Consider the following 26,687-nt stretch of genomic DNA (forward strand, 5'->3'; position numbering starts at 1 on the left):
CCACTTAAATTGATTGAATACAGAAAACTAAATTGAGTAATGCTTAACAACGTAAAAGAACATCAATGCTGAATCTAAATTCTAGCATACGATGTTATAAATGATTAGTAAAAATAGGTAATGAATAAAAATAAATGATAGTGTAAGAAATAAATTGTTTACAACATAATGCAAAAGGGTATAAAAACCAGATAAAAGAGCTTATAAAATCAAGCTAAATCGAGATAGAAGGTAAAGCAATGTTAAGTTTTGCGGTTAAATACCTTCTTCTCCCAAGCCCAGGCGTGATTAATAATGGTTTCTAAATCTGCATATTTGGGTTTCCACCCCAATAAAGTTTTAGCTTGAGTCGCATCGACAACTAAAACAGCCGGGTCGCCCGCTCGGCGTTCGCCGTCTTCAACCGTTAGGCTATAACCATCTTTTGCTACTACCTTAACTACGGCATCAATTACTTGTTGAACCGAGAACCCTTGACCATTTCCTAAGTTATAGGCCAAAGCCCCACGGCCTTTTCCAGATTGAATAAACTCTAAAGCCAAGGCATGTGCAGAACACAAGTCATTGATGTGAATATAGTCACGAATACAAGTACCATCGTCAGTAGTGTAATCTCGTCCAAAAACAGTAATCGATTTTCTACGTCCAGAAGCGGCTTGTAAAATTAACGTCCGTAAACATCTTCAATACGCACAATATCATCTTCGCCAGTGTATTCACCCACTTGCACTTCAACCATCACTAAATCGATTTTGCCTTCGTTTTCTAAGCGGTGGGTTTGGCCCATTTTTATGTAGGTCGATTCATTTGGACGTACTAAACAACGATTATCGTCCACGGTGACCGTTGCTGTACCTGAAACCACAATCCAGTGCTCATTACGGTGAAAATGCTTTTGTAACGATAAACGTCCGCCCGGCTTAACAATAATGCGTTTTACTTTATACCCTTCGGTGTTCACTAACACTTCATAAGAACCCCAAGGACGGAATGCCAAGCGGTGAATGTCGGCTAATTCAGGGGACTGTTTTTTGATTTTGGCCACAACGGCTTTTACCTTTTGCGAACTGCCTTTTTTAGAGACTAAAATCGCATCAGAGGTATCCACCACTAATAGATCTTCTACGTCCACTAAAGCAATTTGGCGTTCACGTGCCACAATTAGATTATTGGTTGAATCAATACAAATTGGTTCGGGTGAATCATCTAAACGCGATAACACGGCATTTTGCAGGCCTGGTTGTTTTACTTCATCATATAAAGCATCAAAACTCCCAAGGTCAGACCAACCCATATCACAAGGCACGACTTTCACTTTTTGGGATTGTTCCATTACCGCATAATCAATACTGTCTTCTGGTATGGCGTTCATCGCATCCAGTTCAATGCGAATTTCAGCATCACAACCATCTTTTGGCATAGCTTTTTCACAGGCCTGGTACATCTCTGGAGCATATTGTTTAAGCTCGTCTAAAAATACACCCGCTTTAAAACAGAACATGCCTGAATTCCAATAATAGTTACCTTGGTCAATATACGATTGAGCGGTATCGGCATCGGGCTTTTCTTTAAACGATAAAACATCATGACCATTGGCTTCAATATAGCCAAAGCCTACTTCTGGATAAGTCGGTTTAATACCAAACGTCACCAAATTACCTTGTTCTGCTAACGCTTTAGCTTCTGAAATTGCAGCTTCATAAGCGGCTTGGTCTTTTACTAAATGGTCTGAGGTGGTGACTAACACTAAATCATCAGAGTCTAATGCCATACACGCCAAAGCAATTGCAGGGGCAGTATTACGTCCAACGGGTTCTAATAAAAATTGAGCCGAGTGAGAATTGATTTGATCTAACTGATCAACCGCTAAAAAATATTGTTCATTATTCGATACCACAAAGGCATGTGAACACACAGGCTGGTTTCTTAACACAGTATCTTGAAACAAGGAGCGATTATTAAATAAACGCACAAATTGCTTAGGCAACATAGTACGGCTTAAAGGCCAAAGACGTGTTCCAGAACCGCCGCAGAGGATGATGTTAATCATAAGTTGCTCCTAAATTTTATATTACTGAGGTAAATTATAGATTGTTAAATTAGGTTTTTAGGTTTTTTTACGTAATAAAAGAAAAAATTAATTTACGGTGAGTAGGTGAGTGAGTTCATAGCAAGCATAGGTAAATTTTAACATTGCCGTTGAATCGTTTATTAAAAGCATTAAACAAACTTAAACTTTAGCAAAATAAATTGTGGGTGATTTACAATAATAAGAGATTTAATTCTGTAATTAAACGAGTACCCATCCGGGGTACTTATTAAAAACAGTCAAGCCTACTAACTGGACAAACTATATAGAAAATTGGGGTAAGTCAGCCTAAAAGGAATCGTTTCAATGACAGAATTAAAACCAACCGATTTATCTCAAAAAGTAGAAGAGTGCAAAAAACTTTCAGAGTGGACTTGTAACCTCAAAAGCCTTTATAACAATAACAGTGTTTCATCAATAAAATACCTTTCCGCAATAGACCCATTAGTAATCAACTCAGTAAATGTAAATAATTACCGAGAGGGTTTAGAAGGTGGAGGAGGTATGTTTTATTGGAATGCTAGCAAAGATAAAACACATCATAATGGATCTAATGTAATAGACCCCTTAAGACCTTTTCCAACTAATTGGGAAGATGAAAAGCAAGTGTTTGAATGGCTTGCAAAAGGTGAGGGTTTTGGCTGTTGGATTAGGCAAAAAACGTCAAAATCACCAAGCACTCACGTTTTCTTCAAAAATACATCAGAAATGATAAAAACCATAAATTCACCAGCAAATATTATAGAACTTGAAATTGGTGATATATGCACTACAGGCTCAACAAAGTGGAAAGTAGTTGAACTCGATTCACCATTCAGTTTAGAGCACCTTAAGCCACTAGATGATGTTTATGTTGAAGATTTCAATGATGGTGTTTTAAGTCAATCTGAGTATATTTCAAAAGCACATAATTACTGCATGCTAACAAATATTAGGGCGAGATTAGTTTTTGATGAAAAAGTAACCTATGCAATATCTCCAAGTTATTCATTTACGATATATGTCGAGTCAGGCGGTTGGTATTGCTCTGGAAATTGTCACATGTATTGGACAGACAATCCAACACAAGGTTTCGCAATCAAAGTTAGAGGTAGATACACTACTTCAACAAATTACTCTACTAGAGTTAATGATTCTAATTATAAGCCGTTAGAAGGGTTTACTTTTGGGCAAAATGGGATAATGCGTTCTGGCTCAGGTTTACAAATAGGCCATGCTAATGCAAGACAATCAACAGATGGTGTCGTTGTAACTAGTAAGTTTATAATCTCAAGAGTTAACGTTATTGATTTTGATGATGTTATCGACTTATGGAATGGGTCATGGGCTTTTGAACTGCACCATGTTAATACTATTGGCGGCTCTTGGAGAACCCCAAGTTACTTTAGAGGAATTGATTTTGGCGAAAATATAAAACTGAATCATTGCTTTATTGCGGATAACCATAAACGCATAGATGGAGGTATAGGTAAGGTAGTATTCTCAGCTGGAGAATACTATATTTCAGGGGGGTCATTCGATAATATGAGGGTGGTCGTTGAGGGGGACTCTAACGTAAAAATGTTTGCTCCACATTTTGAAAATCCAGCTTCAACAGCTAAAAATAAAAGGTTTTTAGAAGTAACAGGTAATCATGCTAGTTGCGTATTAGATAATCCAACAATTGTTATACGAAACACAGATATCTATAGCACCATGTTTTATTGCAAAGCTGGTACAGGCTCAAATAAACATGCCTGGTCAGGTGGCTTAACATTAAACAATCCCCAATACCAAGCGGTAAAAAAATATCGTCCAGATCTCGCTTTAGTTAAAAGTAAAGCAGATAGAACTACCTATGAAGGTGATGGCTATCAAGAATTGGTTGGCGGCGGCGGCAGAGTTTATCTTACTGGGCAGGCATACATAAACTCAATGTTTCAAACATTCTTTCCAATACCTATTTCAAGGTCATTAGTAGGTAGAAGTTTAGATAATTGTGATTTTGAAATGGATGATATTGGTAGCTCACCTTCTTTTTGGACTGTTAATAATACAGCACCGTATTCAGCCTCAGCTATTGTAAGTGATGATTATTATTGGGTTGGCACACGAAGCCTTAAGACAATTTGCGATTATGACGGAGATAAAACATGGAATTCATCACAAGTTGAGCAAGAAATAAACTGTAATTCAGGTAATTTAGTATTGGCTTTCGGTAAGGTAAAGTGGGTAACAGAGAACACTAATGGTTCTACTGGAGATATAACAGGTAAAGTTACCAGTGCTTTAGATTTTTATGATGCTAATGGTAAATACATAAGTACTGGAGGGTCTACTAAACATAAAGTATTAAACAGTTCAACAAGTTCCTATGACGGTTGGATTGACATAAAACTCATTGGGCATGCACCTACGGGCACCAGATTCGTTAGGTTAAATTTAATATCATTTTCTACATCAAAAAATCCAAATAAAAAGATTGTTACTTATTGGGATAGCTTAGTTTTAAATGTAATTTAAATTGAATTACTTAAGCAGAATACAATGTCTCAAAGAGGTATATCAAAATTGCCGCAGAAGATGATGTTAAGCATTTTTTTGATGATCTTTAGCTAGACTGTTATATCTGAGATAAAGAAAAGACAGGGCTAGTGCAGCAATATAACGAGTCTCAATTGAAATGAAAAACATAGTACTCAGCATTAAAAATATCAGTACGGTAAATTCTAATTTACTATTGGTGATTATAAATACTTTTAAAAGTCTAAAAACAAACTTTATATAGAAATATAAAAAAACTAATCCACCATAAATTAACCAGTCAAAAAAGAAACTTTTTGTTGATACACCATCTGTTTGACCAACGATTAGATATTGTGTGAACTCACTGAAATTTAAATCGCCTGGAAACAAAGAATTCATAATATCCATAGCTGTATGTCCATTTTCATATATAGACGGTAAATAACCAAAAAATCCTGCACCAAAAGGATTGGTAACTAATGTAATTAATGATGTCAAAATGACTGTAGAACGTGTAGCAATGCTGTTGTACTTTTCTATATCTCTTGTGATGGTGTCTTCTAATGTTAATTGTAGGAAATAGAAAATTAAAATGCTAAATATAAAAGCTAAAATTATTTTAAAAGCGGGATGAGTTTTAGAAAAAAAAGCAAAGGTAATTCCTATAGCAACCATAAATCCTATAATTGATCCCTTAGAAGTTATTAACAAGCAAGTTAATATTATGATGGGGATAAATATCAAGTTATTCAGTTTTTTGGCAGCAAGAAACATTAAAAATATTAATACAAATTGAAAACCAAAATTACTAGCTTCTAATGTAAAGCCTCGCATTCTATCAACTGATAGTGCACTTGAATATTGAATAAAAGATGTGTTATTAATCAAGTCTGGTACCAATAAATTAATAAAGAAAGATAACATTACAACACTAAATGTAATATATATGCCTTTCTTCATTACCTCTTCAGTCTGCATTGATCCTATTATAAAAACGGTAATAAGAGGGATTGTTAACAGCAAAAACCTAATACCGCGATCGACTAAAAAATACATGTCATATTCATCAATATAAAAAAACAATACTGCTAAGGAATAAATAATCATAAAGAAAATATATTTAATAATAAAAAATGAACTTTTATTTAGTGATTTAGCTTTGTAGATAATATAAGTTAAAAAGAAAGGAACAAGTAAAAAAGACAGCGGGGCTGTAAATACACCACCTATGCTTGCAAGTGACGTATTTTCAAATGGAATCGTTAAGCATAGTAAGTAGAATGGAATATTCTTAATTGAAATACGCATAATGCTTGAGTTTTGTGGTTGGAAAACATTAGGCATAAAGTTTCTCAAAATTAAGTAAGTAGTTTTTATTCATAATGTCTTCGTGAAAGTTTTCATAAAAATAATTTAAACAATCTTCTGAGCTAATTTTTTTATAAAGTTCTTTGTTTATCACGTCTTTAAAATTCTTTTCTAAAGAAGCTCTATCTTTCGCATCAAACAACCATCCAGTTTTAGAGTTAAGCATAAAAGGTAGTGACCCTACGGCTGATGCAAATACAGGTTTACCATTTCGTAAAGCCTCGGCCACGATTAAGCCAAACCCTTCCCAAAGGGAAGGTACAATAACAAAATCCGTTTCTTTAAAATAGTAATCTAAATTATCATTTGCTACCCAACCAAGTTGTATTATTTTGACATTATCGATGGCTTGGTCTAATACTTCGTAAAGTTCAGGGCTATCATTTCTTACGGGTTCACCAATAATTGTAAACTCGATTTCTTTATTTAGATTGTGAGATATGCTTTTGATCGTCGTTAAAAATTCATATAAACCTTTTTGGCGATCTAACCGCCCAACAAATAAAACTTTTACATTTGAAGTTTGTCGTGCTTTGGTTTCATTAGATGATTCAACTGAACTTGCCCGTACACCATTCCAATTTAATACCAATTTGTTTTTTGATAGACCTGCTGAATAAGCTGAATTTAAGTCAGACTGAGAAATACAAAAAACAATATCACTGAAATGTGTTAAAAGTTTTTCTGTAAAAATATAAAGATTGTTTTTAAAGCTTTTTTTATCTTCTTCCATATCAAAAGCCCAGCCATGGCTGCAATAAACTACTTTAATATTGAACAATTTAGCGTATGGATAGACAAGTATTCTGAGTAGGCCTGCAAAAGTACTATGTAGAAAAATTACATCGTATGATTTTAAATTAACTTTAAAAAACAATATATAGCAAAGGGTTAAGAGGTTTTTTAGACGACTTTTTTTATCTGTAATATCAATAATTGAAATATCATAGCCAACAGCCAAAAACTCATTTTTTAATTTTTTTGAACGTGATAAAGAACCAAAATAAGTTTCTATGCCACCTTTCGTAGTTTCAGCAACATTTAAAACTTTCATTTTTGTTCACTTTTAAGACGAGGTTTAACGATAGAGATGCTTCGTAAAAGACGGTAATTTAAAATGTTGTCAACAAACATAAGAGCTCTAAGTGTTAATATACTTAAAGAATAATAAGTCAGATTAAGTTTCATTTTCTTTTTCAGAAAGGACTGCTTAGAAATAATTCCATCAAATAGTTCTGAGTTTTGAGTTTTGTGGGTCACTAAAAAATTAATTAGATTGACATAACAAGTTGCGATGAAAAAATTAACAATTTTTTCATCGCAAAACTGATAACCAAGTTGTGCTATTTTTTCAAAAGCGATTAGGTGTGTAAGTGCCTTTTCATTCATGTAGCTATTCATTGCTGAACCTTCACGAACAGTGTGCAAGTAAAGAAAGTTTTCTATAAAGATACATTTATTTGAATTAGCTAGTAAAGTCGCAATAAAAAGAATATCTTCACTAAAATGAATACTTTCATCAAAAAAAAGATTGTGTGATATTAAATTATCCTTTTTTGTCGCCAGCCCACAAATATGTAATCTAACTTTTTTAATAAAAAAGTTTTCTAGACTTTCTTTACTTGAAAGAACTGCGTACTTATTGCAAATATGTTTTGTCTTTTTCCCCATATTTTTTTGTATTGAAAAAAGAATGGTGTCAGCATTATGACTAGCTTGTTGGTCAAGGATATTAAAAATACCAGTGGAGTACATATCATCGGAATCTAAAAAAAGAATGTATTCACCTGTGGATTTGAGTGTTCCCATATTTCTAGCACTCGATACGCCACCATTTTCTTTTTTATAAACTTTTATTCCTGGGTGTTCAATCACATAATTAGGCTTTTCTATTGATCCATCATCAATAATGACCAACTCAATATCCTTTAAATCACGGTTTTTATATTCAGTTTCAAACCAATCAATAATGTTTTTTACATATTGGTAGGTGTTATAAACGGGCACTATTACTGAATACTTAATCATAAAATCGCTCTCCAAAGCAGATCAACTTGGTGTTTCTCTGTTTCTACGGATTTATTAAGTGCATTAGTGGACATGGTTTCATATTGCTGTTTATCAGCACAAATTTTTTGTATTTTTTGGCTAAATTGCATTAGGTTTTTATTGTCTACGGCGTAACCATTTACACCATCATCAATAATCCATGTAAGTGCATCAAAGTTATTATAAGCAACTATCGGCAAACCTTGGCTTCTGGCTTCTATTAAGGTTTGCCCAAAACCTTCATACCGTGAAGTCATAATAAATACAGCATATTCTTTTAGTGTTTTTGCCACATCACTTGTAGGCCCTTTGTAAAAAGCTCGCTTATTGTCTTTAAGTTTGTTTTTTAAAGCACTTACTTCATCAAGGCTACCATCGCCATAAATATCTAAGCAAAATGTATCGGGTAAAGAGTCAATTAGTTTAATCATTTCAGTAAAGTTTTTTTGCTGTTCATCAATACGGGCAATGGTCACCAGTTTTTTAGAAAACGTTGCAATTTGATTTGACGTTTCAAGCTTGCAACCACGTGGTATCACTCGAATTCGTCCTTCTAGTTTAGGATATATTTTTAATAAGGCTTCACTATCTTTATCAGTATAGACGGTAAAAAAATGGATATATTTAGCATAAAAGAACATTACTAACTTTGAGAAAGGCTCAAAAAACATATCAAATTTATTAGTTTGAACTAAGATTATTTTGCTTTTTCGTAAGGTACTGAACGGAATATATAACAAGTCATTTGGATGAAAAAGGATAATAGTATCTACGTTAGAAAGCTCTAATTTGGCAATCGATCGCCATTGGTTTTTTTTCGTTAAAAGTTTACGTAATAATCCAGCACTTTTTTTAGAACCAAAGCAGTTATAGATAACATTGGTGCTTTCAGAAAAATGTTCATCTTTTGGTACAAATTCAAAAAACTCATAAATGTCTTTATCTGTAGACAACTCTTGAATATGACGAATTAAAGTTTCAACACCGCCCATGGTGGTCGCTTTTTGGGGGTTAATAGTTACTAATTTATTCATCTCTGTTATCCTCAGAGCAACTGACAAGTAATGCTTCCAGCCATTTTTCCTTTACTGTTTCTTGGCCAAAGATCTGTACAGCTTTATGTTGGATTGCTTTTTTTGTTGGGTGCGAAGTGTTGATCTTTAGTTGTTTTATCATTGCTGAAGTCTCATCAAAAACAATTAAACCTTTAAACCCTTCTTTTTCTAACCAATTAAAAAAGGGATTTTTAATTGCAAAAACTGATACACCCAAAGTAATGGCAAAGAAAAAACTACCACTGACAATCATGTTTTCTTCAGAGTGTGCCAAAATAATACCGTTGGAGGCACTCACTAAATTAGCAGCTTCATTGTCAGGTATAAAGCGGGCATCAAATTGAATATTTTTTCCAACTGACAGTTTTAACAATTCATCAAGATAAGATTGGTCTCCAATTGAACCTGCAATTAAAAGAGTTTCTTCAAGATCCCAGTTTTTAATAATGGTTTCAATTTTTTTGTAACGTTCTATTCTTCCGAACATAGTGTAGTAATTATCGTAACTTGATTTGTATTCATTGCTTAAACTTAAGTTATAAAGAGGATGTGGTACATAATCGTAGCCTTCTTTAATTAAATGGCCTGAGTGTGCAATTTTTTTATGGCACAGGTTTTCCCCAATATTTGTAATGAAAGTAGCTAGTTTTGCATGGAAACCTTTCATATTGTGTGGGTAGATATTGTGTCTTACATAGATTGTTTTTTTTGAAATTAGGCGAAAATACAATAAATACAGAAAATATTTGAATATCCCTAGAATTGAAAGCCCATTATTAGGAGACCGTAAATGATTCTCTAGCCAATTAATAATTAAAAGATCACTTTTTTTCTGGTCAAATAGCAATTTAGGTCTTTTTATAACGCTTTTTAAGCTTGAAGCAATTTCTACTTTAGTTTTAAAAGCGGTCTCAATTGCATTAATCGTATTTTGAACATACTGATTATCTTTGCTTGGCTCTGGAAAGTATTTAATTTTCATTATTTGTAAATTTCTGGTTTTCTTAAAGTTTATTTTGCAAAGTTAACATAGTTTTTCATTCCATAAATCACTAGGAAAGCTATCTATTAATTCTTTAGCATGCCATTTAATGGGGGCTTCTCCACCCATATCTATGGCTTGTTGAATGCTTTTAGCAAAGACAGTATCTGTTCTCCCACTCCCTTGAAAATAATCATGGTATTTAAAGGGATCTTCATTTTCACTAGTTATTAAACGAGCGGGTACTCCAAATGCTTCAGCAACAATAATTGCATGGAGAGATGAGCCTATTACGTATTTGCTTTGGACTATTCTTTTTAAAATATAGAAAAGATCCATAGTGGGGTTTATGGTATTTTTATCTAGTTCATATTTACCTAAGTCATTCAGGTTGGGTATTATGGTAATGTTGAATTTTTTTTCTTCAGATAATATTTTTAGTTCTGGAAAGTAGTGCGGTAGGAGTAGTGCGGGATCACCATATATTTCGGGGCAATTAATTCCCTTGTTAATTAAAAAATCACGTGTCAAGGGTCCTCTAACAGCTCTAACATCGAGGTCTTTAAAGTTATGTGAGGTATCTTTTATTTTTCCATTTCGACCGCTTCCCCAAATCGTATCAAAATCTTTTGCAAAATGAAGTATTGAACCTACACCAAGCAAACGTTTACTGTTAGTTCTTTGGTTATTGACTATTCCTTTATCTTGAAGAATTTTTTCAATTATTAAAGGACCTAATAGGTCACCGAAATTATTAACTGGAGCTTTAATTGGAATATAAGAAAACGGCTTCTTTTTGAAAATAGAACGTTTTGGGTTCCAATGAACTATGTCAACCATAAGTAAGTAATCCCTTTGAATTCTTCATTTTTTTGACAAATAAATTGTAGTTGTAATTAACAGTAAATTTAGTAGAACATTTAATGTGCTAAAGGATGCTATAGTTACTAAAGCACTATTGGTTAAGTAGTAGCTGACAAGTAAGGTTGCAAATCTTAAAAAAAGTGAAAGCACTTCAAAAAGAAATATTTCTTTTTGGAACCCTAATACAGGTATTGAAACAAAGCTTGGTCTGTTAATAAATGCTGAATAAAGCCACAATGATAGCCAACGGGCATATTCTCCTGCACTATTCCATTCTTCACCAAAAACAAAACTGAAAAGCCAAGGCCCAATTACAATGACTATACCAAATGGTACTAGGCCTAATAATGCTAATGCTTTTGTTGCTTTTAATATTAATTTATCTAGCTCTTCATTATTATGAGAGGCATCATTTATTCGTGGATAAAAGACGTCGCCTACTGATTTACCTATTAATTTTGCGGGTATTTCTAAAACCATTCTGGCTAAGGAATAAAATCCCGCGGCTATGGGTCCAAAAAAACTGGCTAAAATTAAAACGGGCATATTTTGAGAAATCGCATTGATGAATAATTGCGGGGCACGATATAGTGGAAAGTCTATATGAGCAATTGCTAACTGGTTTACTGTCTTTGGGTTGTCATCTGAATCCATTTCAGCTTTGGCATTTGTATTGAATTTAAGGCTAATAGCCATCATAAATGCATGCAATGCACTACCTAAAGCAGTAATGGTAATTAGAACCACGGCTGTTGGGTTTATCCATCCAATTCCTGTTTTTGTACTGTTAATGATTAATGATTGAACAATTGCAATTTTTGCAGTTGTTTTAAATTGTTTTTTCCGAATGAGCCATTGCTCGGTAATCTGTAGTAACGTCGCAAAAAATAATGCAAGAGGTATTAACATCATGTAGGGTGAAATCTTTTCTGAGCCAATAAGATTAAGTATAGATTCTCCCCAAAAATATAGAATTATTGAGAAAAAACAAGTAATGATAAATGCAAGGAAAAATGAAAGCTTAGCAATTAATTTGGCATCTGTATCTTTTTTCGGTAACACGATCGCTACAGGGTACGTTAAAGCTGTTATTGGAGCTAATATTGCTATTAATGCGACAAATACACCTAATAACCCAAAAGTTTCTGGGCCGTATATGCGAGTAAGAAAAGGTGCAAAAGCCATGGTAATCGCCTGGGCACCAGCCGTTCCTGTTGCGACGATAGCGACGTTGCGAACAAATTTATTTTTTGTTATTTGTTGAATTTTGGCTTTCACACTGCAACTTCTTAAAGGGATAACCTTTCTTATCCTGGAATTCACCAGGCCTGGTAAATTTGAAACGGATTGGTTTAATCGTTACCAAACAAATCACGGGTATAGACTTTATCCGCTACATCTAATAAATCATCAATCATGCGATTGGCAATGATTACATTACTTTGTTTTTTAAATTCATTGAAGTCATTGATGACTTTTGAGTGAAAGAACTCAGTTTTGCCTTCTTCTGTTAAAACAGGTTCGTAAATGACGACTTCAATACCTTTGGCTTTGATGCGTTTCATAATGCCTTGAATGGCACTGGCTCTAAAATTGTCTGACCCTTGTTTCATAACTAGGCGATAAATTCCAACGATGCCATTGCCTGTGGTTGGGTTCTGAATATCAAAACTAGGATCGTTTTGAAGTTTTTTAATGACTTGTTCTGCAATAAAGTCTTTACGGGTGGTGTTTGAATCTACGATTGCTCTAATAATATTATTAGGTACATCTTGATAATTGGCTAACAGTTGTTTGGTGTCTTTTGGTAGGCAGTAACCACCATAACCAAAACTTGGATTGTTGTAGTGATTTCCAATGCGAGGGTCTAAGCCTACACCTTCAATGACTTGTTTAGCACTTAAACCATGACTTTCACAATAGGTGTCTAGTTCATTAAAGTAAGAGACACGCATCGCTAAATAAGTGTTAGAGAAGAGTTTGACTGCTTCGGCTTCTGTACTATTGGTAAATAGAACGGGAATCTCTTCTTTTGCTTTAGCAGCACCTTCAACTAACAGGCCTGCAAATATTTTAGCTTGCTCAGACTCATCGCCTACAATAATACGTGACGGATAAAGATTATCGTAAAGGGCTTTACCTTCTCTTAAAAACTCTGGAGAAAAGATAATATTATTGCAGTTAAATTTGGCTTTAACTTGATCTGTGTAACCGACTGGAATAGTCGATTTAATGATCATGGTGGTATTTGGGTTAATGGCTAAAACATCCGCAATGACCGCTTCTACTGAACGAGTATTAAAGGTATTGGTAACCGTGTCGTAATCAGTTGGAGTGGCTATTATGACAAAATCGGCATTTTGGTAGGCCTGGTCTTTGTCTAAAGTGGCGGTAAAGTTTAGGGATTTATTTTCTAGAAAATCAGTGATTTCGGTATCAACTATTGGAGATTGTTTTTTGTTTAGTAAATCAATCTTTTCAGGAATGATATCTAAAGCGACCACTTCATGGTTTTGAGCCAATAATACAGCTAAAGATAAACCTACATATCCGGTTCCAGCGACTGCGATTTTCATTTTAATACCCTATAAAAGTTTTTTATTTATTGTACCCAGTAAACAGCATGAGGTAAATAAATGTACGTAATTAAATATACTTAAATTAAATGGCTAATATTGAGTTAATGGCCATACTTGTTGGCGATTAACTATTTACACAAGTTATATGTATTTTGTTTAGTGGCTTTTGCATACATGCAGGTTAGTGCAAGTAAGTTATTGGCTTGTAAAATGGGCTTTAATTTTTTAGCGTTTTTAGGGCCGCTTGTGGCTTGTTGGGTAATGACTCTTAACATGTCACTTTTGGTTTTGTTGTTTAATTTTTGCCAGGCCTGTATGCCAAGCTGTATAAATAATGGGGTAACTTCTGGATTATGATTTGATGTGAGTTTTACCTGATTGTAGGTGTGATAAAGCTCTTTGTCATACTGGTTAAGTTCAATTTTTATACTTAATAAATTTAACCAGGCTTTTGGCCATAACGGGATTAGGGCTGTTTGTTTGCGATACGATTGTAATGCGTGTAAGCGATTTCGTTGGGCATTACTGTCTGCAATGGTTGCGAATATGTCTGCCACTGTAAAATCTTGCCTTTATTCTCTTGTAAAAAAGCATTATTAACGGGGTTTATATTTATGGCGTTTTCACTGGCTTGTTTGGCCGCTAACCAGGCCTGGTCATTTGGTGTTGTTTTTTTATTTTGCCAATCATTTAAAAATAGATTGCTTTGAATGTTGTATAAACTTGCAATAAGCATGCTTGCGGCTAAATAAATGACCAGGCCTGCAAAAATTAGTAAGCCAATCGCTTTTAATTTATTAATTTGTATTTTTGCTTGGTTGATAGTCATTTGCTTTTAGTCTTTGGGTCTTATTGGGTTGTTGGCGGTATTTGGTTGTTTAATAGCATTTTTAAAATATATTTTTGGTCATTTCAATTGGGTTATCTAACACCAGTTTTTTTGCAGCGTTTTCACCGATTAATTCCGTTGCCGCTTGTAAGCTGTTGGTTAATTTCGGCGGTCGGTATTTAATATTGTGTGCATCGGTTGCCATAATGGTAACTTTGTTTTCTAAAAGTAGTTGTTGGGCAATGGCTTTACTGGCTTGACCAAAGTTACCTGTTAACGCACCGCCTGTTATTTGTAATAAGCAGCCTTGATCTAAAAAGGGTTTGAGCTTACCTGGGTTATTGATAATGGCTAGGTTACGCTCAGGGTGTGCAATTATTGGGGTTATTCCCTGAAATAATAGCCATTTAGTTAGGTTGTCACTGCCTACTGGAATAATATTGGATGGCAGTTCTAGCAGTAAAACGGGGCTGGTTTGCCATTCTCCCAAAAAGGGCAGGGTTTGGTTTTTAACTGCATTTATAATTTCTGGCCCAATTCGCACTTCGGCCGCGGCGGCGATTTTTAAATTAAGATTGTTTTGCTGTAAAGCAGATCTAAATTCTTGCAGTGCTGATTGGATGGTTGTGATGTTGTTGTCATAACGCCCAGGGTGTATGTGCGGTGTGCACACCATATGGGTAATGCCATCATCAATTGCTATTCTTGCAAGTTCTAAAGCGGTTTCAATATTGGGTGCACCATCATCTATGCCAGGTAGAAGATGGTTGTGTAAGTCGTACATGCTTTATGCCTTGTATTTTAGGCAATTAGCTTTTGCTATAACCGTAATAGTCATAATATCCATCGTAACCATAGCCGTGCTTTTTGGCTTTCTTGATATCAACCTGGTTCAAAATAGTGCCTTGCATTGGTGCTCGGTGCTGTAGTAGTTTACCAATCCCTTTTTTAACCAGGTCTTTGGATGTGGATTCTGCTTTAACAACATAAAGCACAGCATCTGCAAAGGTGGATAGCAATAGTGCATCACTTACTGCTTGAACAGGTGGTGAGTCGATAATGATTCGATCATATTCCACCGACAACTCTTGCAATGTGCGTTTAAACTTTTCAGTTGAAAGTAGTTCTAACGGATTCGGTGGTACTACGCCTGCCACCATGGTGTCGATACCACCGTATAAAGATTGAATAGCTTCTTCTTGGGTTGCTGTGCCAGCAATTAAATTTGCCAGGCCTGGTGTTCCAGGCGGTAATCCAAAACTGCGAGCGATATTTGGGCGACGCATATCGGCTTCTATAAGCAATACTTTTTCATTTTCACGAAGAGCATCGGATAAGTTAACCGATAAACTGGTTTTACCTTCCCCAGGTATGGAGGAGGTAATCACTATGATTTTATGTGGTTTTTCAATGGCAGATAAGGTTACCCCGGTGCGAATGGTTTTAATCGCTTCAGAGAAAATTTTATCTGTGGCTTTATGGTACATTTGCGAAATATGCTGATTAGGTTTTTTTACAATCAATGGTACAACACCGAGTACTGGTAGGTTGGTTGCCATTTCAATTTCATCGGTACTCTTAAAGGTGTTGTTCAAAGCATTTAATAGCAAAATTAAAAATACGGCTAACATTCCAGATAACAGGCCTGCTAAAACGATAATTAACGATTTTTTAGGTTTAATCGGCTGGGTTGGAATAACAGCAGGATCAACAATACGAGCATTGGTTGTTTCAATATCAGCGGTCGCCGTAGTCTCTTTTAAACGGTTTATAAAGGTGTCAAAAACCGCTTGGTTTGAATCTACTTCAAGTTGTAATGCTCTTAATTTATATTCGTCTTTAGAGATTTCTTTAATTTGTTCTTTGTTTTCATTGACTGACTTTTGTAAAGAACGTTCATTAGCTGAAGCAATTTGATACTCTTTTTGAATACCCGCAACAATTTGCTGTACTTGAGTTTTTAGGCTGGTTTGTGCTGCGTTTAAGTCACTTAAAGCGGCTTGCATAGCAGGGTGCTTTTTGCCATATCTTTTGGATAGCTCTTCAACTTTAGCTCTGGCTTTGGCTTCATCGGCTTTAAAGGTTTGGATTAACGGATGGCTTAATACTGCTGGTACGGTAGACAAACGTTTCCAGTCGTCTTTTTTAATATTTCTGACTTGGTTATATTGGCTTTCGGCCTCGGCTCTTTTACTACGTGCATCGACTAGGCGTTGGTTAATGGCTGAGAGTTCATTGGCTGAAATAGTGACAACGCCTTTAACATCAATTAAGCCTTCTTTTTCTTTATAGGCCTGTAACTTGTCTTCTGATTTTTGAAGTTTTTCTTTTATATCAACTAGGCGTTCATTCATCCATTTAGTTGCGGTTAAAGAGTCTTCCATAGCGGCATCAAGCTGGCTTTTAATAAATTCTTTACCGATTTCATTTGCTGCAAGTGTGGCTAATTTAGGGTCGGCCATTTGCACACTGATATTGGCAAGTTGACTCTTCTTAATTGGTGATATAGAGACTCTCTTCATGAACTTATTCACAACTGAATCTAAGATTTCTTGTTCAGTAAGTGGTTTTTCTGCTAAATCTTCCGGTGATTGACCCGGTAAAAATTGCTTAAGGTTAAATGATTTAATAAAACCTTTAATGTCGATAAGCGGTGGCTTTTGTTGTCTTGGATCAAACTCTGGATTAGTTGTTAAATTGAGCTTTTTTACGACTCTTTCGGCAAGTACACGAGACTGAAGTAATTGAAACTGGGTAATTAAGTAGTCATTATCATTGCTTAGGCCGTAAACAGGATCAAATGAGACAACTTTATTTTCTTTTGGGTCTATTTGAATGGTTGCTGTGGCTTGGTAGGTTGGTGTAATACTCATAACGATAAGAGTAGTAAGTAACATCACAATAAAAACTAAGCTAATAATGCTCCATTTTTTACGCCAAACTGCCTTAATTAAAGGTAATAGGTCGATGACATCGTTATTTTGTGAGATGTTGTTGTCTGTTTGGTTTTGCATATTGATTGAGTTACCCATTAAAAGAAACCTTGACCAATAGTGATGGTGTCACCTGGCATAACCCGGTCTTCCATTGAAACGTATTTTGGTTTTTTGTTTTTATCTGCTTCACGAATAATAGTTATGCGGCGTTCAGAGGCTCGCTCTGTTAAACCTCCTGCTAAAGCAGTCGCTCTCCTTACCGTTAACCCGGGTTGGTATGGATAGCCGCCAGGCTGTTTAACTTCACCACTTATATAGAACTGACGGTATTCTAAAATACTGACACTGACTTTAGGGTTAACTAAATAATCACCTTCTAGCTTGGCAGCAATTTTGTTTTGTAGTTGTAAGGCGGTTAATCCTTGTGCATTAACTTCACCCAAAAATGGGTAAGAAAAACTGCCAGCATCGTTGAGTTTAAGGGATTCAAAACTTAAGTCAGGCTCAGCGAATACAGTGATTGAAATAACATCTCCAGAGGAGAGTTGGTAATCAGTATTGGTGCTTTTTGTTGTGTCTGCCCAGGCTAAAGCAGACATAAGAATGAGGTTGAGAGTGATGATTAGGCGTAAAAACTTTGCCATAAATACTTTACCTGATTTGTGTTGTTGAATATGCAATGAGTGCATTGTGTAAAGTAATGCACACTTGAGATTATAAGCCGACAGTAAATGTTAGTTTAAAAATATTACGGTTATATTCTTGTGCATTGTCAGTTGAGGTTCTGTTACTATTTTGATAATCAAAAGCGATATCGGCCCAACGACGAATATTGTAGGTAATGCCCGCACCAACCGAGTTGGTTGTATCCTTACGAATACCTTTGTAGTCATCTGTTCTGTTGCTTAAATAGACTTGACTTGCATAACCTCTGCCCCAATCGTGTTTCCATCGCAAGTTATTATTTGTGGTATCGGTGTAAGAAGCTCCGTAACTACCTTCATCAATTTTTTGATTTGTAGTAAAGATGACGGTTGAATAGGTTAATGGACTCCAATCTACACTGACCTCCCATGTAGTGAGGCTGGCATTTTTTCGGTTTGCATCATCAAAATCTTTTGTTTCACTACCAATTTTTGCATGCCCAGTAGTTTTTGCGGTTGCTTCCCACTGTGCACCGAGTAAGTAAGATAGATTGGTGCTGTTTAATGCTTTATTGGTGATGTAGTCATAGCGAGAGCCGTTAAGTTCTGCTACTAATTTAGTTTTATCAGTGACTTTATACAAAAAAGCAGCTCTGTATGCGTTTGAATCTCTTTCTCGGTCTAAGTTCAAACCATTGTCTGAGCGATAGATAACATGATTTACACCAAGTTCTATATTGCCAGTAGCTGATGGAGCACCATAAACATAGCTAGCACCGATATTGGTTTGTTTGAAGCTGTTAATGGTTCCAGGAACATATGCATTTGCAGCACTTTCTGTTCTGTTTAGGCCCGCTTCAATATCAAGTTTATTGCGAACATCAAAATTAAATGTTCCTGTGCCTTTAACAAAGTAACTGGTTAAGTCTTTAGCGTTTGACGCACTATACATGTCGTGTTTTATGCCGGACTTTAATTGATAAAGGGTTTTATCTCCGTATGCGGTGATTTGCACGCCAGGTGCAATAGTGGTAATCCAAGAATCAGGACCATTTTTTATGGCTTGGTAGTTGTCATCATAAGTGCCAGAAACTTCTAGTGCAGGGGTAACTTCAATGCCATCAAAGTCGATAGCTGCTGGGTCTAGGGCGTAGCTTGTACCACTATGGATTAAGGCTATAGCCGTAATAAGGTGTTTATTATACTTATTCATAATGTAATGCTCGCAGTTACCCCTGCAAAGCATTTGCTAAACAGGGAGGTTTAAGTCATATCTTTTGATTTTAGTTAGGACTTGAAGATCCACCACCGCCTGATGGCGTTGGAATGTTTGATGTTGCGGCAATCGCTGTTGGGTTTGTGATACCCGCAGCAGTTGGTGCTAAATCAATCATTAATGCGGCAATTTGTGCAATGTTATCAGGTGAAGCAGCCATTGCGGCATCTGCAAATTGTTGTGATAGCTCAGGGTGAGCATCAACAGCCCCTGTTAGAATGGCGTTGACCATGTTTTCGTCAGCAGAGTACTTTGCCACAAGCTCGGCAATCTGATCTACTAAGCTTTGACAGCTTTCAGATACAACAAAGTCCTCTTTTGGGTTTGGTTTTTTGCATTGAATGTCTTTAAGGGCAGTGGCTTCTTCTTTAGTTAAGGCTCCACCGGCTTTTTCAATCGCGGCAACGGTTTTTTGATCAGCATTTGCATGGGTTGCAAATAGTAGCAAAGAGGTTGCTAGTATAGTCAATATGTTACGCATCTTAATGCTCCTGTATTTGTTTTGTGTAGTTCTGTATTTACGTTTATACGGTTAATAACGATTAGATAATTTTTGTAATTTCCATTAAAAAATCAGCAATGAAGGCAATTACTTTTCTTATACACTACGATGCGTATTCATACTTAAGATTCTATTTTATATAAGTAGGCGTTTATAATCAAATTTATAATCACATTAATTTAGTTAAAAGTATCAACAAATTTATAAGCAGATTTTAAAGCAAGGTTAGTTGGTTTTCTTCAAAAGAATTAATGAGTTAACGCTGAATGAAAATACAGTCCTTAAGACGGCACAATATTTATTTTTTACTAATTTATTATCATATGCGTGTGTATATTTGTTAACGCAAGTTTTCTTCATCATTAAGGGTGATTGAGTGTTCTGTTTTTCGTATATATACTAGTGTCGTTATACCTGTTTTGTTGTGTCAGATTTGTTACGATTTGTTTAACCTTGAATTAAACTTGAGTTAATGTGAGTAACTTACAGGTCTGTAGTCTAAAATTTTGATTTAGAATAACTCGTGCAACGCTAGTTTTGAGTCTTAAGGCAAGTGGCTATATGATTGCAGAAAGGGCTGGTATTTCATAAAATGACATATAACGTCTTATAATAGCTTAGGCCAAATTTACTAACTTGGTATTATCTTGAATTCTTTGGAAGAGTTGCTAGGTTAAGTTTGTTTTAGAAACTGTTAAACGCCGCATCAAATAATATATAAAATCACCTTGAGGTTTATTTGGATACTTTAGTTAGAAATAGAATCATTAATTTTTTTGTGGTTCTGTTGCTTATCATTATTGCATGGATGCTAGGTAAGTTCTTTTGGGCGGTAATGGATAGCCCTAAAAAAGAACTGTTGTTACCTGTCATACAGAATGCCCAAGTCAATCAAGCTAAGTCCACTGCGATTGCTCCTATCACTCTGTTTGGTCGTTCTCAATCAGATTTATCTACTCGTCCTGCTATTTCTCAAGAAAATGTTCAAAAAACCCGTTTAAAACTGAAGTTGTTGGGTAGTTTAGTAGGCCCAGATTTTGGTGTGGCTATTATTGAGAATGCAGGTAAGTCAGAAAGCTATAGTTTAGAAGAGACAATTCAAAACGGAGTCATACTCAAAGAAGTTTACCCTGACTATGTCGTGATTAGTCACAACGGGCTTTTAGAAAAGTTGCAAATGATAAAAGATGACGATGTGTTTATACCAAATACAGATTCTCCGGAATTAAATCAGCGTCAGTTAACCATTCTTAAAAACGTTAAAGAAAATGCCTTGAAGAATCCGATATCAATTATGCGTTATGTGCGTTTTCAGATGGTTCAAAAAGAGGGTAAGGTCACTTCTGTAAAAGTGTGGCCACAAAAAGAAGCAGAGATATTTCGCTCTCTTGGTTTTATGCCAGGTGATGAGTTGCAAACAGTAGATGGACATTCGATTGCAGAGCTGACTAAGTCGCCTGCCTTGTGGCAATCACTTTTAAAGAAAACAAATTTAGAGTTAACGTTAATTAGAAATGGCCAAACACAGAATGTGTCGGTTAATCTGGATTAGATGAAATAGGGACAAATTATGAATATCGCTCACAATGCAAACAACCAGGAGAGCAAGGTGTTGTTTAGAAATCAATATTTTATAAAGACTCTATTTCAAGCTTTATTAGTGACAACGGTGAGTTTTGTACTGTTATTTTCAAGCACTCAATCGGCATTGGCTGAAGGAACCTTAAAACAGAATTTTAAACAGGCTGATATTAAAACGGTGATTGAGGCTGTAGCTAAGATTACCGGTAAAAACTTTATTATTGACCCTCGCGTAAAAGGGAATGTAACTTTTATTGCTCCTGAAGGGATGAAACCTGAAGAGTTGTATGACTCTTTGTTAGCTGTTCTGAATGTTTATGGTTATGTAGCAATACCTGCGGATGGTGTTATTAAGGTGGTGCCGGCGAATATTGCACGAGATCAAATCCCTTACCGTAATTGGACTGAGTATGATGAAGATTGGGTAACCGAAGTTATTAGTATTTATAACGTTAATGCCAGTAAGTTAGTGGCAGTTTTACGCCCGTTAGTTGCTAAAGAAGGGCATTTAGTGGCGTTGGCGGAAAGCAATAAATTGATTGTTTCAGATACGGTTTCTAATATTAAGCGTTTAAAAAGTATTTTAAAACGTGTAGATGTTGATGTTAAAGGTGCTTTTGAGGTGATTCCTATTAAAAACACCTCAGCAGTTGATTTGGCAAAAACTTTAAAAAGTGTGATGCCTAAAAATCAAGGTGGTGTTGATGCAACGATTGGTTTTGATGCTCGCTCAAATCGAATTATTTTAAGTGGCGATGAAATTAAACGCATGATGTTACGTGCGTTAATTGCAGAACTTGATGTACCGATGGATGCCGAAGGCGGTGTTCAAGTTATTTATTTACGCTACGCTAAAGCTGCAGATATTGCTCCAATTTTGCAAAAAATTGCCAGTAATCAAGCTATTCAAGTTAGCGAAGAAACCACCACCACTTCTTCTGCGCCAAAAGCAGCTGCAGCTCCTGAAAGTGTGGCTGGGATTCCTGAACAGGTTACTGGTTTGAATATGTCGGTTTTGAATAAAAACGAGCTTAAAGAAAAAATTAGTATTGAAGCCGATGAACGCATGAATGCTTTGGTTATCAGTGCACCAACTGCTGTTGCAAATGGTTTGAAAAAAGTTATAAAGCAGTTGGACATTAGGCGTGCTCAAGTATTGATTGAAGCAATTTTTGTTGAAATTGCAGCAGATAAAGCGGCTGCATTGGGTGTTGAATGGGGCCTAAGTGGTGCAGGCGGTGCGGGAGTTATTAACTTTTCGGGTGCGATTCCTGCATTGATTGGTAACTCTGGCAATGTATTGGCTCAGTCTCAGGTTATCGGTTCGGGCATTACCTTAGCAGGCGGTAATGTTGATTCAGATGGTTATGGATGGGGGGCTTTGATTAGTGCCTTAAACTCAGATTCATCTTCTAATATTTTGGCAACACCTTCTGTATTAACTTTGGATAATGAAGAAGCTGAAATTTTAGTGGGTAAAGAGGTGCCGTTTCAAACGGGAACTTATGCCAATACTGGAACTTCAATCACTAATCCGTTTAGTACAATTGAACGAAAAAATGTGGGTTTGAAACTAAAAGTTAAGCCGCAAATCAATGAAGGTAATGAGGTCTACTTGGATATTGATCAAGAAGTTTCTGATGTGATTGATAAGGGTCAAGCAATAGACATTCAAACTTCTAAACGCCAAATTAAAACCAAGGTTATTGTAGGCGATGGCAAGATGGTTGTGCTAGGTGGTTTGATTAATGAAAAAGAAGTTCGTTCAAAATCAAAAGTTCCAGGCCTGGGTGATATACCTGGTTTGGGTAGTCTATTTAGCTCATCAAAAGATACTCGTGAAAAAGTGAATTTAATGGTGTTTTTACGCCCGATAATTATTCGCAATAATGAGATGAGCGACTATTACAGTAATAAAAAATATAACTATATTTATCAACAACAAGAAGATATGTTGAATAAAAAAGAAGGACAGTTATTAGAAGGACTTCGTCCAAGATTACCTACACAAAAGCAATTTGAAAATAGCGAGCCTGCAACACCGTACAGTGAGGAGCAAAAAGCCAAAGAAACGGCGGCTAAAGAACAAGCTAAAACAGATAAAGCGAGTAAAAAAGATGACTCATTGATTCAAGAAATGAGTACAGAAGACCTGTTAGGTTTATAAGGTAGCAAGGACGCAATATTATGAATGTTACCTTACCCTTTGGTTTTGCCAATAAAAATAAAGTATTGGTTAAAAGTCTAGATGCAGGCTTGCAGGTTGAATACACGACTGAAACTCCCGGCAGTGCTCTATTAGAGTTACAAAGACAATTTGCAAGTTGTGATATTGAGCTTAAAAAAATTGATCAAGCCCAGTTTGATATGGAGATTCAATCAAGTTATTCATCGCACGGTCAAGAATCAATGCAAGCTATTGAGGCGATTGAAACCGAGGATTTAGCCTCAGTTTTTGCTGAAGTGGGTGAGCCAGAAGATCTATTAGATAGTGAAGATGAAGCCCCTATCATTAAACTGCTGAATGCAATTTTAGGTGAGGCGATTCGTTCTCGTGCTTCTGATATTCATATTGAACCGTTTGAAAACCAATTACGTATCCGTTTTAGAATTGACGGCATTTTAAAAACCGTACTCACTCCCAAAATCGCTTTAGCCTCAATGTTGGTATCTCGTATTAAGGTTATGGCTCGTCTAGATATTGCTGAAAAACGCTTGCCACAAGATGGTCGTATCTCTTTAAAACTTGGTGGTAGAGCGGTAGATTTAAGGGTTTCAACTATACCGTCAAGCTATGGCGAACGTGTGGTATTACGTCTATTAGACAAAAGTGCAGGCCGTTTAAATCTTAAAGAACTCAAACTTCCTGAGCAAGTAGAAAAGGGTGTGCAAGCCGCGTTAGCTAAATCACATGGTATTTTCTTGGTCACGGGGCCAACAGGTTCTGGTAAAACCACCACCTTATATGCTGGCTTAACGTTATTAAATGATGCCGAACGTAATATTATGACAGTCGAAGATCCGATTGAATATCACATTGATGGCATTAATCAAACCCAAGTAAATACCAAGGCCGATATGACGTTTGCTAAAGGTTTAAGAGCCATTTTACGTCAAGACCCAGATGTGGTGATGGTGGGTGAGATTCGTGATGCAGAAACTGCCACTATTGCGGTGCAAGCCTCTTTGACAGGGCATTTGGTATTATCCACTTTACATACTAATTCTGCAGTCGGTGCAGTAACTCGTTTGAGAGATATGGGGGTTGAACCTTTTTTACTCTCATCAAGTATTGTTGGAGTTTTAGCTCAGCGTTTAGTACGTGAGTTATGTGATTGTAAAACCCCGCATGAAGCCGACGAGGTGGAATGTGAAATTTTGGGTGTTAAACATGCCACGATTTATGAGCCAAATGGTTGTGAAGCTTGCCGATATACTGGTTATAAAGGACGAATGGGATTGTATGAGCTGTTTTTAATGGATGAAAAACTTCGTGCGATGATCTATTCAAATATGACCGAAGATGAGATTGAAGCGGTATTACGAAAGTCTTCAAAATCGTTACGAGATAATGGTTACGAGGCTGTTTTAAAAGGTCATACCAATTTATCTGAAGTACAACGAGTTACTCAGGTTTAGTGTTTATGAGAATGAATATGAAACCAATGGATTTTTTACATGCCAGCGTTTGAATACAAGGCATTAACCACTTCTGGCAAGCTTAAAAAAGGCTTTTTAGAGGGTGATTCTGAAAAACAAATTCGCCAAATGTTACGTGATCAAGGGCTGGTTCCTACTGAAATAGAGCCACTTTCAAAAGCCCCTAAAGCGGGTTTAGAAGGAAGCCGTTCTCTTTTTGTATCACCCATTAAAACAGCAGATTTATCTTTATTTACCCGAGAGCTATATACACTTTTAGATGCGGGAACGCCTCTTAATGAGGCTTTAAAATCAATGGCACAGCAGGCTGAATCAAAACAGATGAGACGTTTTGTTACCAGCTTGCACACTAAGGTTGCTGAGGGGCATGGTTTAGCCAGTGCATTAAGCCAAGCACCATTTACCGTGCCCACGGATGTTATTGCCACCATTCAAGCGGGTGAAGAGAGTGGTTATTTAGATAAGGTGTTGTCTCGTTTAGCTGAATCCATTGAGCAGCGTGACCAGCTTAATAAGAAGATGAAAACAGCCCTAATTTATCCTATTTTAATGGTAGTTGTTGCGGTTGTGATTGTGTTCTTTTTAATGATGTATGTTGTGCCTAAAGTGGTTAAGGTGTTTGATAATATGCAACAGACGTTGCCGCCTTTAACTCAAGGTTTATTGAGCTTTAGTGACTTTATTCAACATCAGTGGGGTTGGTTATTGTTTATGGGTGTTGCAGTGTGGGGGTTATTTATTTGGTTAATGCGTCAACCAAAAGGTCGCTATAAAGTACATCAAATGTTACTGAATACCCCTGGTATTAGTCGTTTTTTAATTTACTCTTCGGCGGCTCGTTGGGCAAGAACACTAGGGGTTTTACTTTCGAGTGGTGTAGCGATTCAAGATGCACTTAAGATTGCTGCTGAGGTGGTGACCTTAGAACCGTTAAAAACAGCCGTGGTTAAAATGGTGTCTGATGTTCGTGAAGGTGAATCGGTTGCAAAATCTATGCAAGTTGCGGGGTTTTTTCCGCCATTATTATTGAACCTAGTAAGAACGGGTGAGGGTAAAGGTCAGTTAGATACCATGTTACTTAAGGGTGCAAAACATTATGAGTTTTCAGTAGAAACTGCGGCCAATACATTAGTGAGTGTTTTAGAGCCTATTTTGATTATTGTAATGGGTGCGGTGGTATTGACTGTGGTATTGGCAATTATGATGCCAATTTTTGAAATGAATCAAATGGTTGGTAATTAACACTTAAAGGTTTATTACGGAAAAGCCAAATGGAAAACGAAAACTAACTATTTTAAGAAGGTTAATTTAATGGAAAGATTAATGAATAAACAAAAACTGAGACTTCAAAAGGGTTTTACACTGATTGAGTTAATGGTGGTTGTGGTTATTTTGGCAGTTTTAGCAGGCCTGGTTGTTCCTAATTTAATGGATCGACCTGATGAAGCACGTCTTGTTAAAGCCAAACAAGATATTTCAGCTATTTCATCGGCCTTAAAACTATATAAATTAGATAATTTTGTTTATCCAACAACTGATCAAGGCTTAGAAGCTTTAGTGACTAAACCGGATACAGATCCCGTTCCAAAAAATTGGAAAAATCTATTAGATAATGTACCTCTTGACCCATGGGGCAATCCGTATTTGTATTTATCGCCAGGTGAACATGGTGCTTTTGATCTGTTTACCTATGGGGCTGACGGAGTAGAAGGGGGTGAAGGTGTGAATGCAACTATAGGCCAATGGAACATAAAGTAAGCCATTTAAA

Annotated in this window: 23 protein-coding genes; 6 read left to right on the forward strand and 17 right to left on the reverse strand. The window is 36.1% G+C overall.

Annotated features, from left to right (window positions below):
* Positions 1 to 242: 242 nt before the first annotated feature.
* Both ACORJQ_RS02515 and ACORJQ_RS02520 read right to left on the reverse strand, forming a co-directional pair.
* Positions 243 to 665: a GDP-mannose 4,6-dehydratase gene (locus ACORJQ_RS02515; RefSeq protein ID WP_321326833.1), complete on the reverse strand. Its 423-nt coding sequence runs from the start codon at positions 663 to 665 to the stop codon at positions 243 to 245.
* Positions 665 to 2,050 (reverse strand): mannose-1-phosphate guanylyltransferase/mannose-6-phosphate isomerase, encoded by a 1,386-nt coding sequence (locus ACORJQ_RS02520; protein WP_321325721.1) that lies wholly within the window; start codon positions 2,048 to 2,050, stop codon positions 665 to 667. The genes ACORJQ_RS02515 and ACORJQ_RS02520 overlap by 1 nt, the downstream gene beginning before the upstream one ends.
* 345 nt (positions 2,051 to 2,395) lie before the next feature.
* Between ACORJQ_RS02520 and ACORJQ_RS02525 the strand changes: the two genes are divergently transcribed.
* Complete coding sequence (locus tag ACORJQ_RS02525; protein WP_321325723.1) at positions 2,396 to 4,591, forward strand: putative phage tail protein; 2,196 nt, start codon at positions 2,396 to 2,398, stop codon at positions 4,589 to 4,591.
* A gap of 66 nt (positions 4,592 to 4,657) precedes the next feature.
* Here the strand turns inward: ACORJQ_RS02525 and ACORJQ_RS02530 are convergent, their stop codons facing one another.
* The 15 genes from ACORJQ_RS02530 to ACORJQ_RS02600 all read right to left on the reverse strand — a co-directional run bounded on the left by ACORJQ_RS02530 (position 4,658) and on the right by ACORJQ_RS02600 (position 19,657).
* Positions 4,658 to 5,938 (reverse strand): hypothetical protein, encoded by a 1,281-nt coding sequence (locus ACORJQ_RS02530; protein ID WP_321325725.1) that lies wholly within the window; start codon positions 5,936 to 5,938, stop codon positions 4,658 to 4,660.
* Positions 5,931 to 7,016: a glycosyltransferase gene (locus tag ACORJQ_RS02535; RefSeq protein ID WP_321325727.1), complete on the reverse strand. Its 1,086-nt coding sequence runs from the start codon at positions 7,014 to 7,016 to the stop codon at positions 5,931 to 5,933. Before ACORJQ_RS02535 ends, ACORJQ_RS02530 begins: the two co-directional genes overlap by 8 nt.
* Entirely contained in the window at positions 7,013 to 7,990 is a 978-nt protein-coding gene (locus tag ACORJQ_RS02540) for a glycosyltransferase family 2 protein (protein ID WP_321325729.1), read from the reverse strand. The genes ACORJQ_RS02535 and ACORJQ_RS02540 overlap by 4 nt, the downstream gene beginning before the upstream one ends.
* Positions 7,987 to 9,045, reverse strand: a complete 1,059-nt coding sequence (locus ACORJQ_RS02545) for a glycosyltransferase (RefSeq protein WP_321325733.1) — start codon at positions 9,043 to 9,045, stop codon at positions 7,987 to 7,989. Before ACORJQ_RS02545 ends, ACORJQ_RS02540 begins: the two co-directional genes overlap by 4 nt.
* Entirely contained in the window at positions 9,038 to 10,048 is a 1,011-nt protein-coding gene (locus ACORJQ_RS02550; RefSeq protein WP_321325735.1) for a glycosyltransferase family protein, read from the reverse strand. Before ACORJQ_RS02550 ends, ACORJQ_RS02545 begins: the two co-directional genes overlap by 8 nt.
* A 42-nt stretch (positions 10,049 to 10,090) precedes the next feature.
* On the reverse strand, positions 10,091 to 10,888 hold the full coding sequence (locus ACORJQ_RS02555) for a polysaccharide pyruvyl transferase family protein (RefSeq protein ID WP_321325737.1): 798 nt from the start codon (positions 10,886 to 10,888) through the stop codon (positions 10,091 to 10,093).
* 24 nt (positions 10,889 to 10,912) lie between these two features.
* A complete protein-coding gene (locus ACORJQ_RS02560) occupies positions 10,913 to 12,190 on the reverse strand; it encodes a lipopolysaccharide biosynthesis protein (RefSeq protein ID WP_321325739.1) in 1,278 nt (425 codons plus the stop codon).
* A gap of 74 nt (positions 12,191 to 12,264) precedes the next feature.
* Positions 12,265 to 13,488: a nucleotide sugar dehydrogenase gene (locus ACORJQ_RS02565; protein ID WP_321325741.1), complete on the reverse strand. Its 1,224-nt coding sequence runs from the start codon at positions 13,486 to 13,488 to the stop codon at positions 12,265 to 12,267.
* Positions 13,489 to 13,619: 131 nt separating this feature from the next.
* A complete protein-coding gene (locus ACORJQ_RS02570) occupies positions 13,620 to 14,048 on the reverse strand; it encodes a hypothetical protein (protein WP_321325742.1) in 429 nt (142 codons plus the stop codon).
* Positions 13,958 to 14,320 carry a hypothetical protein gene (locus tag ACORJQ_RS02575; RefSeq protein WP_321325744.1) on the reverse strand — a complete coding sequence of 121 codons (363 nt, stop codon included), beginning with the start codon at positions 14,318 to 14,320 and terminating at the stop codon, positions 13,958 to 13,960. Before ACORJQ_RS02575 ends, ACORJQ_RS02570 begins: the two co-directional genes overlap by 91 nt.
* Before the next feature lie 61 nt (positions 14,321 to 14,381).
* A complete protein-coding gene (locus ACORJQ_RS02580; protein ID WP_321325745.1) occupies positions 14,382 to 15,104 on the reverse strand; it encodes a tyrosine-protein phosphatase in 723 nt (240 codons plus the stop codon).
* Between the two features lie 25 nt (positions 15,105 to 15,129).
* On the reverse strand, positions 15,130 to 17,352 hold the full coding sequence (locus tag ACORJQ_RS02585; RefSeq protein WP_321325746.1) for a GumC family protein: 2,223 nt from the start codon (positions 17,350 to 17,352) through the stop codon (positions 15,130 to 15,132).
* The gene (locus tag ACORJQ_RS02590; RefSeq protein WP_321325748.1) at positions 17,352 to 17,900 is read right to left on the reverse strand and encodes a polysaccharide biosynthesis/export family protein; all 549 of its coding nucleotides are present in this window, start codon (positions 17,898 to 17,900) and stop codon (positions 17,352 to 17,354) included. Before ACORJQ_RS02590 ends, ACORJQ_RS02585 begins: the two co-directional genes overlap by 1 nt.
* A 70-nt stretch (positions 17,901 to 17,970) precedes the next feature.
* The gene (locus ACORJQ_RS02595; protein WP_321325749.1) at positions 17,971 to 19,113 is read right to left on the reverse strand and encodes an outer membrane beta-barrel protein; all 1,143 of its coding nucleotides are present in this window, start codon (positions 19,111 to 19,113) and stop codon (positions 17,971 to 17,973) included.
* Positions 19,114 to 19,183: 70 nt separating this feature from the next.
* On the reverse strand, positions 19,184 to 19,657 hold the full coding sequence (locus ACORJQ_RS02600; RefSeq protein ID WP_321325753.1) for a hypothetical protein: 474 nt from the start codon (positions 19,655 to 19,657) through the stop codon (positions 19,184 to 19,186).
* A 760-nt stretch (positions 19,658 to 20,417) separates the two neighbouring features.
* Between ACORJQ_RS02600 and gspC the strand changes: the two genes are divergently transcribed.
* From gspC to gspG, 5 genes are all read left to right on the forward strand, one after another.
* Positions 20,418 to 21,230, forward strand: a complete 813-nt coding sequence (gene gspC, locus ACORJQ_RS02605) for a type II secretion system protein GspC (RefSeq protein ID WP_321325755.1) — start codon at positions 20,418 to 20,420, stop codon at positions 21,228 to 21,230.
* Between the two features lie 18 nt (positions 21,231 to 21,248).
* Complete coding sequence (gene gspD, locus ACORJQ_RS02610) at positions 21,249 to 23,426, forward strand: type II secretion system secretin GspD (RefSeq protein WP_321325756.1); 2,178 nt, start codon at positions 21,249 to 21,251, stop codon at positions 23,424 to 23,426.
* Positions 23,427 to 23,446: 20 nt separating this feature from the next.
* On the forward strand, positions 23,447 to 24,898 hold the full coding sequence (gene gspE, locus ACORJQ_RS02615) for a type II secretion system ATPase GspE (protein WP_321325757.1): 1,452 nt from the start codon (positions 23,447 to 23,449) through the stop codon (positions 24,896 to 24,898).
* A gap of 39 nt (positions 24,899 to 24,937) precedes the next feature.
* Positions 24,938 to 26,161, forward strand: a complete 1,224-nt coding sequence (gspF, locus tag ACORJQ_RS02620) for a type II secretion system inner membrane protein GspF (RefSeq protein WP_321325759.1) — start codon at positions 24,938 to 24,940, stop codon at positions 26,159 to 26,161.
* Positions 26,162 to 26,242: 81 nt separating this feature from the next.
* Positions 26,243 to 26,677 (forward strand): type II secretion system major pseudopilin GspG, encoded by a 435-nt coding sequence (gene gspG, locus ACORJQ_RS02625; protein ID WP_420719569.1) that lies wholly within the window; start codon positions 26,243 to 26,245, stop codon positions 26,675 to 26,677.
* Positions 26,678 to 26,687 lie beyond the last annotated feature (10 nt).

The organism is Thiomicrorhabdus sp., assembly GCF_963662555.1.
Classification (GTDB): Bacteria; Pseudomonadota; Gammaproteobacteria; order Thiomicrospirales; family Thiomicrospiraceae; genus Thiomicrorhabdus.

Coding starts and splice junctions, on each gene's coding strand:
- gspD (WP_321325756.1), top strand. CDS start 21,249: ATGAATATCGCTCACAATGCAAACAACCAGGAGAGCAAGGTGTTGTTT.
- ACORJQ_RS02585 (WP_321325746.1), bottom strand. CDS start 17,352: ATGGGTAACTCAATCAATATGCAAAACCAAACAGACAACAACATCTCA.
- ACORJQ_RS02520 (WP_321325721.1), bottom strand. CDS start 2,050: ATGATTAACATCATCCTCTGCGGCGGTTCTGGAACACGTCTTTGGCCT.
- ACORJQ_RS02595 (WP_321325749.1), bottom strand. CDS start 19,113: ATGAATAAGTATAATAAACACCTTATTACGGCTATAGCCTTAATCCAT.
- ACORJQ_RS02530 (WP_321325725.1), bottom strand. CDS start 5,938: ATGCCTAATGTTTTCCAACCACAAAACTCAAGCATTATGCGTATTTCA.
- gspE (WP_321325757.1), top strand. CDS start 23,447: ATGAATGTTACCTTACCCTTTGGTTTTGCCAATAAAAATAAAGTATTG.
- ACORJQ_RS02540 (WP_321325729.1), bottom strand. CDS start 7,990: ATGATTAAGTATTCAGTAATAGTGCCCGTTTATAACACCTACCAATAT.
- ACORJQ_RS02590 (WP_321325748.1), bottom strand. CDS start 17,900: ATGGCAAAGTTTTTACGCCTAATCATCACTCTCAACCTCATTCTTATG.
- ACORJQ_RS02580 (WP_321325745.1), bottom strand. CDS start 15,104: ATGTACGACTTACACAACCATCTTCTACCTGGCATAGATGATGGTGCA.
- gspG (WP_420719569.1), top strand. CDS start 26,243: ATGAATAAACAAAAACTGAGACTTCAAAAGGGTTTTACACTGATTGAG.
- ACORJQ_RS02550 (WP_321325735.1), bottom strand. CDS start 10,048: ATGAAAATTAAATACTTTCCAGAGCCAAGCAAAGATAATCAGTATGTT.
- ACORJQ_RS02600 (WP_321325753.1), bottom strand. CDS start 19,657: ATGCGTAACATATTGACTATACTAGCAACCTCTTTGCTACTATTTGCA.
- ACORJQ_RS02545 (WP_321325733.1), bottom strand. CDS start 9,045: ATGAATAAATTAGTAACTATTAACCCCCAAAAAGCGACCACCATGGGC.
- ACORJQ_RS02565 (WP_321325741.1), bottom strand. CDS start 13,488: ATGAAAATCGCAGTCGCTGGAACCGGATATGTAGGTTTATCTTTAGCT.
- ACORJQ_RS02555 (WP_321325737.1), bottom strand. CDS start 10,888: ATGGTTGACATAGTTCATTGGAACCCAAAACGTTCTATTTTCAAAAAG.
- gspF (WP_321325759.1), top strand. CDS start 24,938: ATGCCAGCGTTTGAATACAAGGCATTAACCACTTCTGGCAAGCTTAAA.
- ACORJQ_RS02535 (WP_321325727.1), bottom strand. CDS start 7,016: ATGAAAGTTTTAAATGTTGCTGAAACTACGAAAGGTGGCATAGAAACT.
- ACORJQ_RS02575 (WP_321325744.1), bottom strand. CDS start 14,320: ATGACTATCAACCAAGCAAAAATACAAATTAATAAATTAAAAGCGATT.
- ACORJQ_RS02525 (WP_321325723.1), top strand. CDS start 2,396: ATGACAGAATTAAAACCAACCGATTTATCTCAAAAAGTAGAAGAGTGC.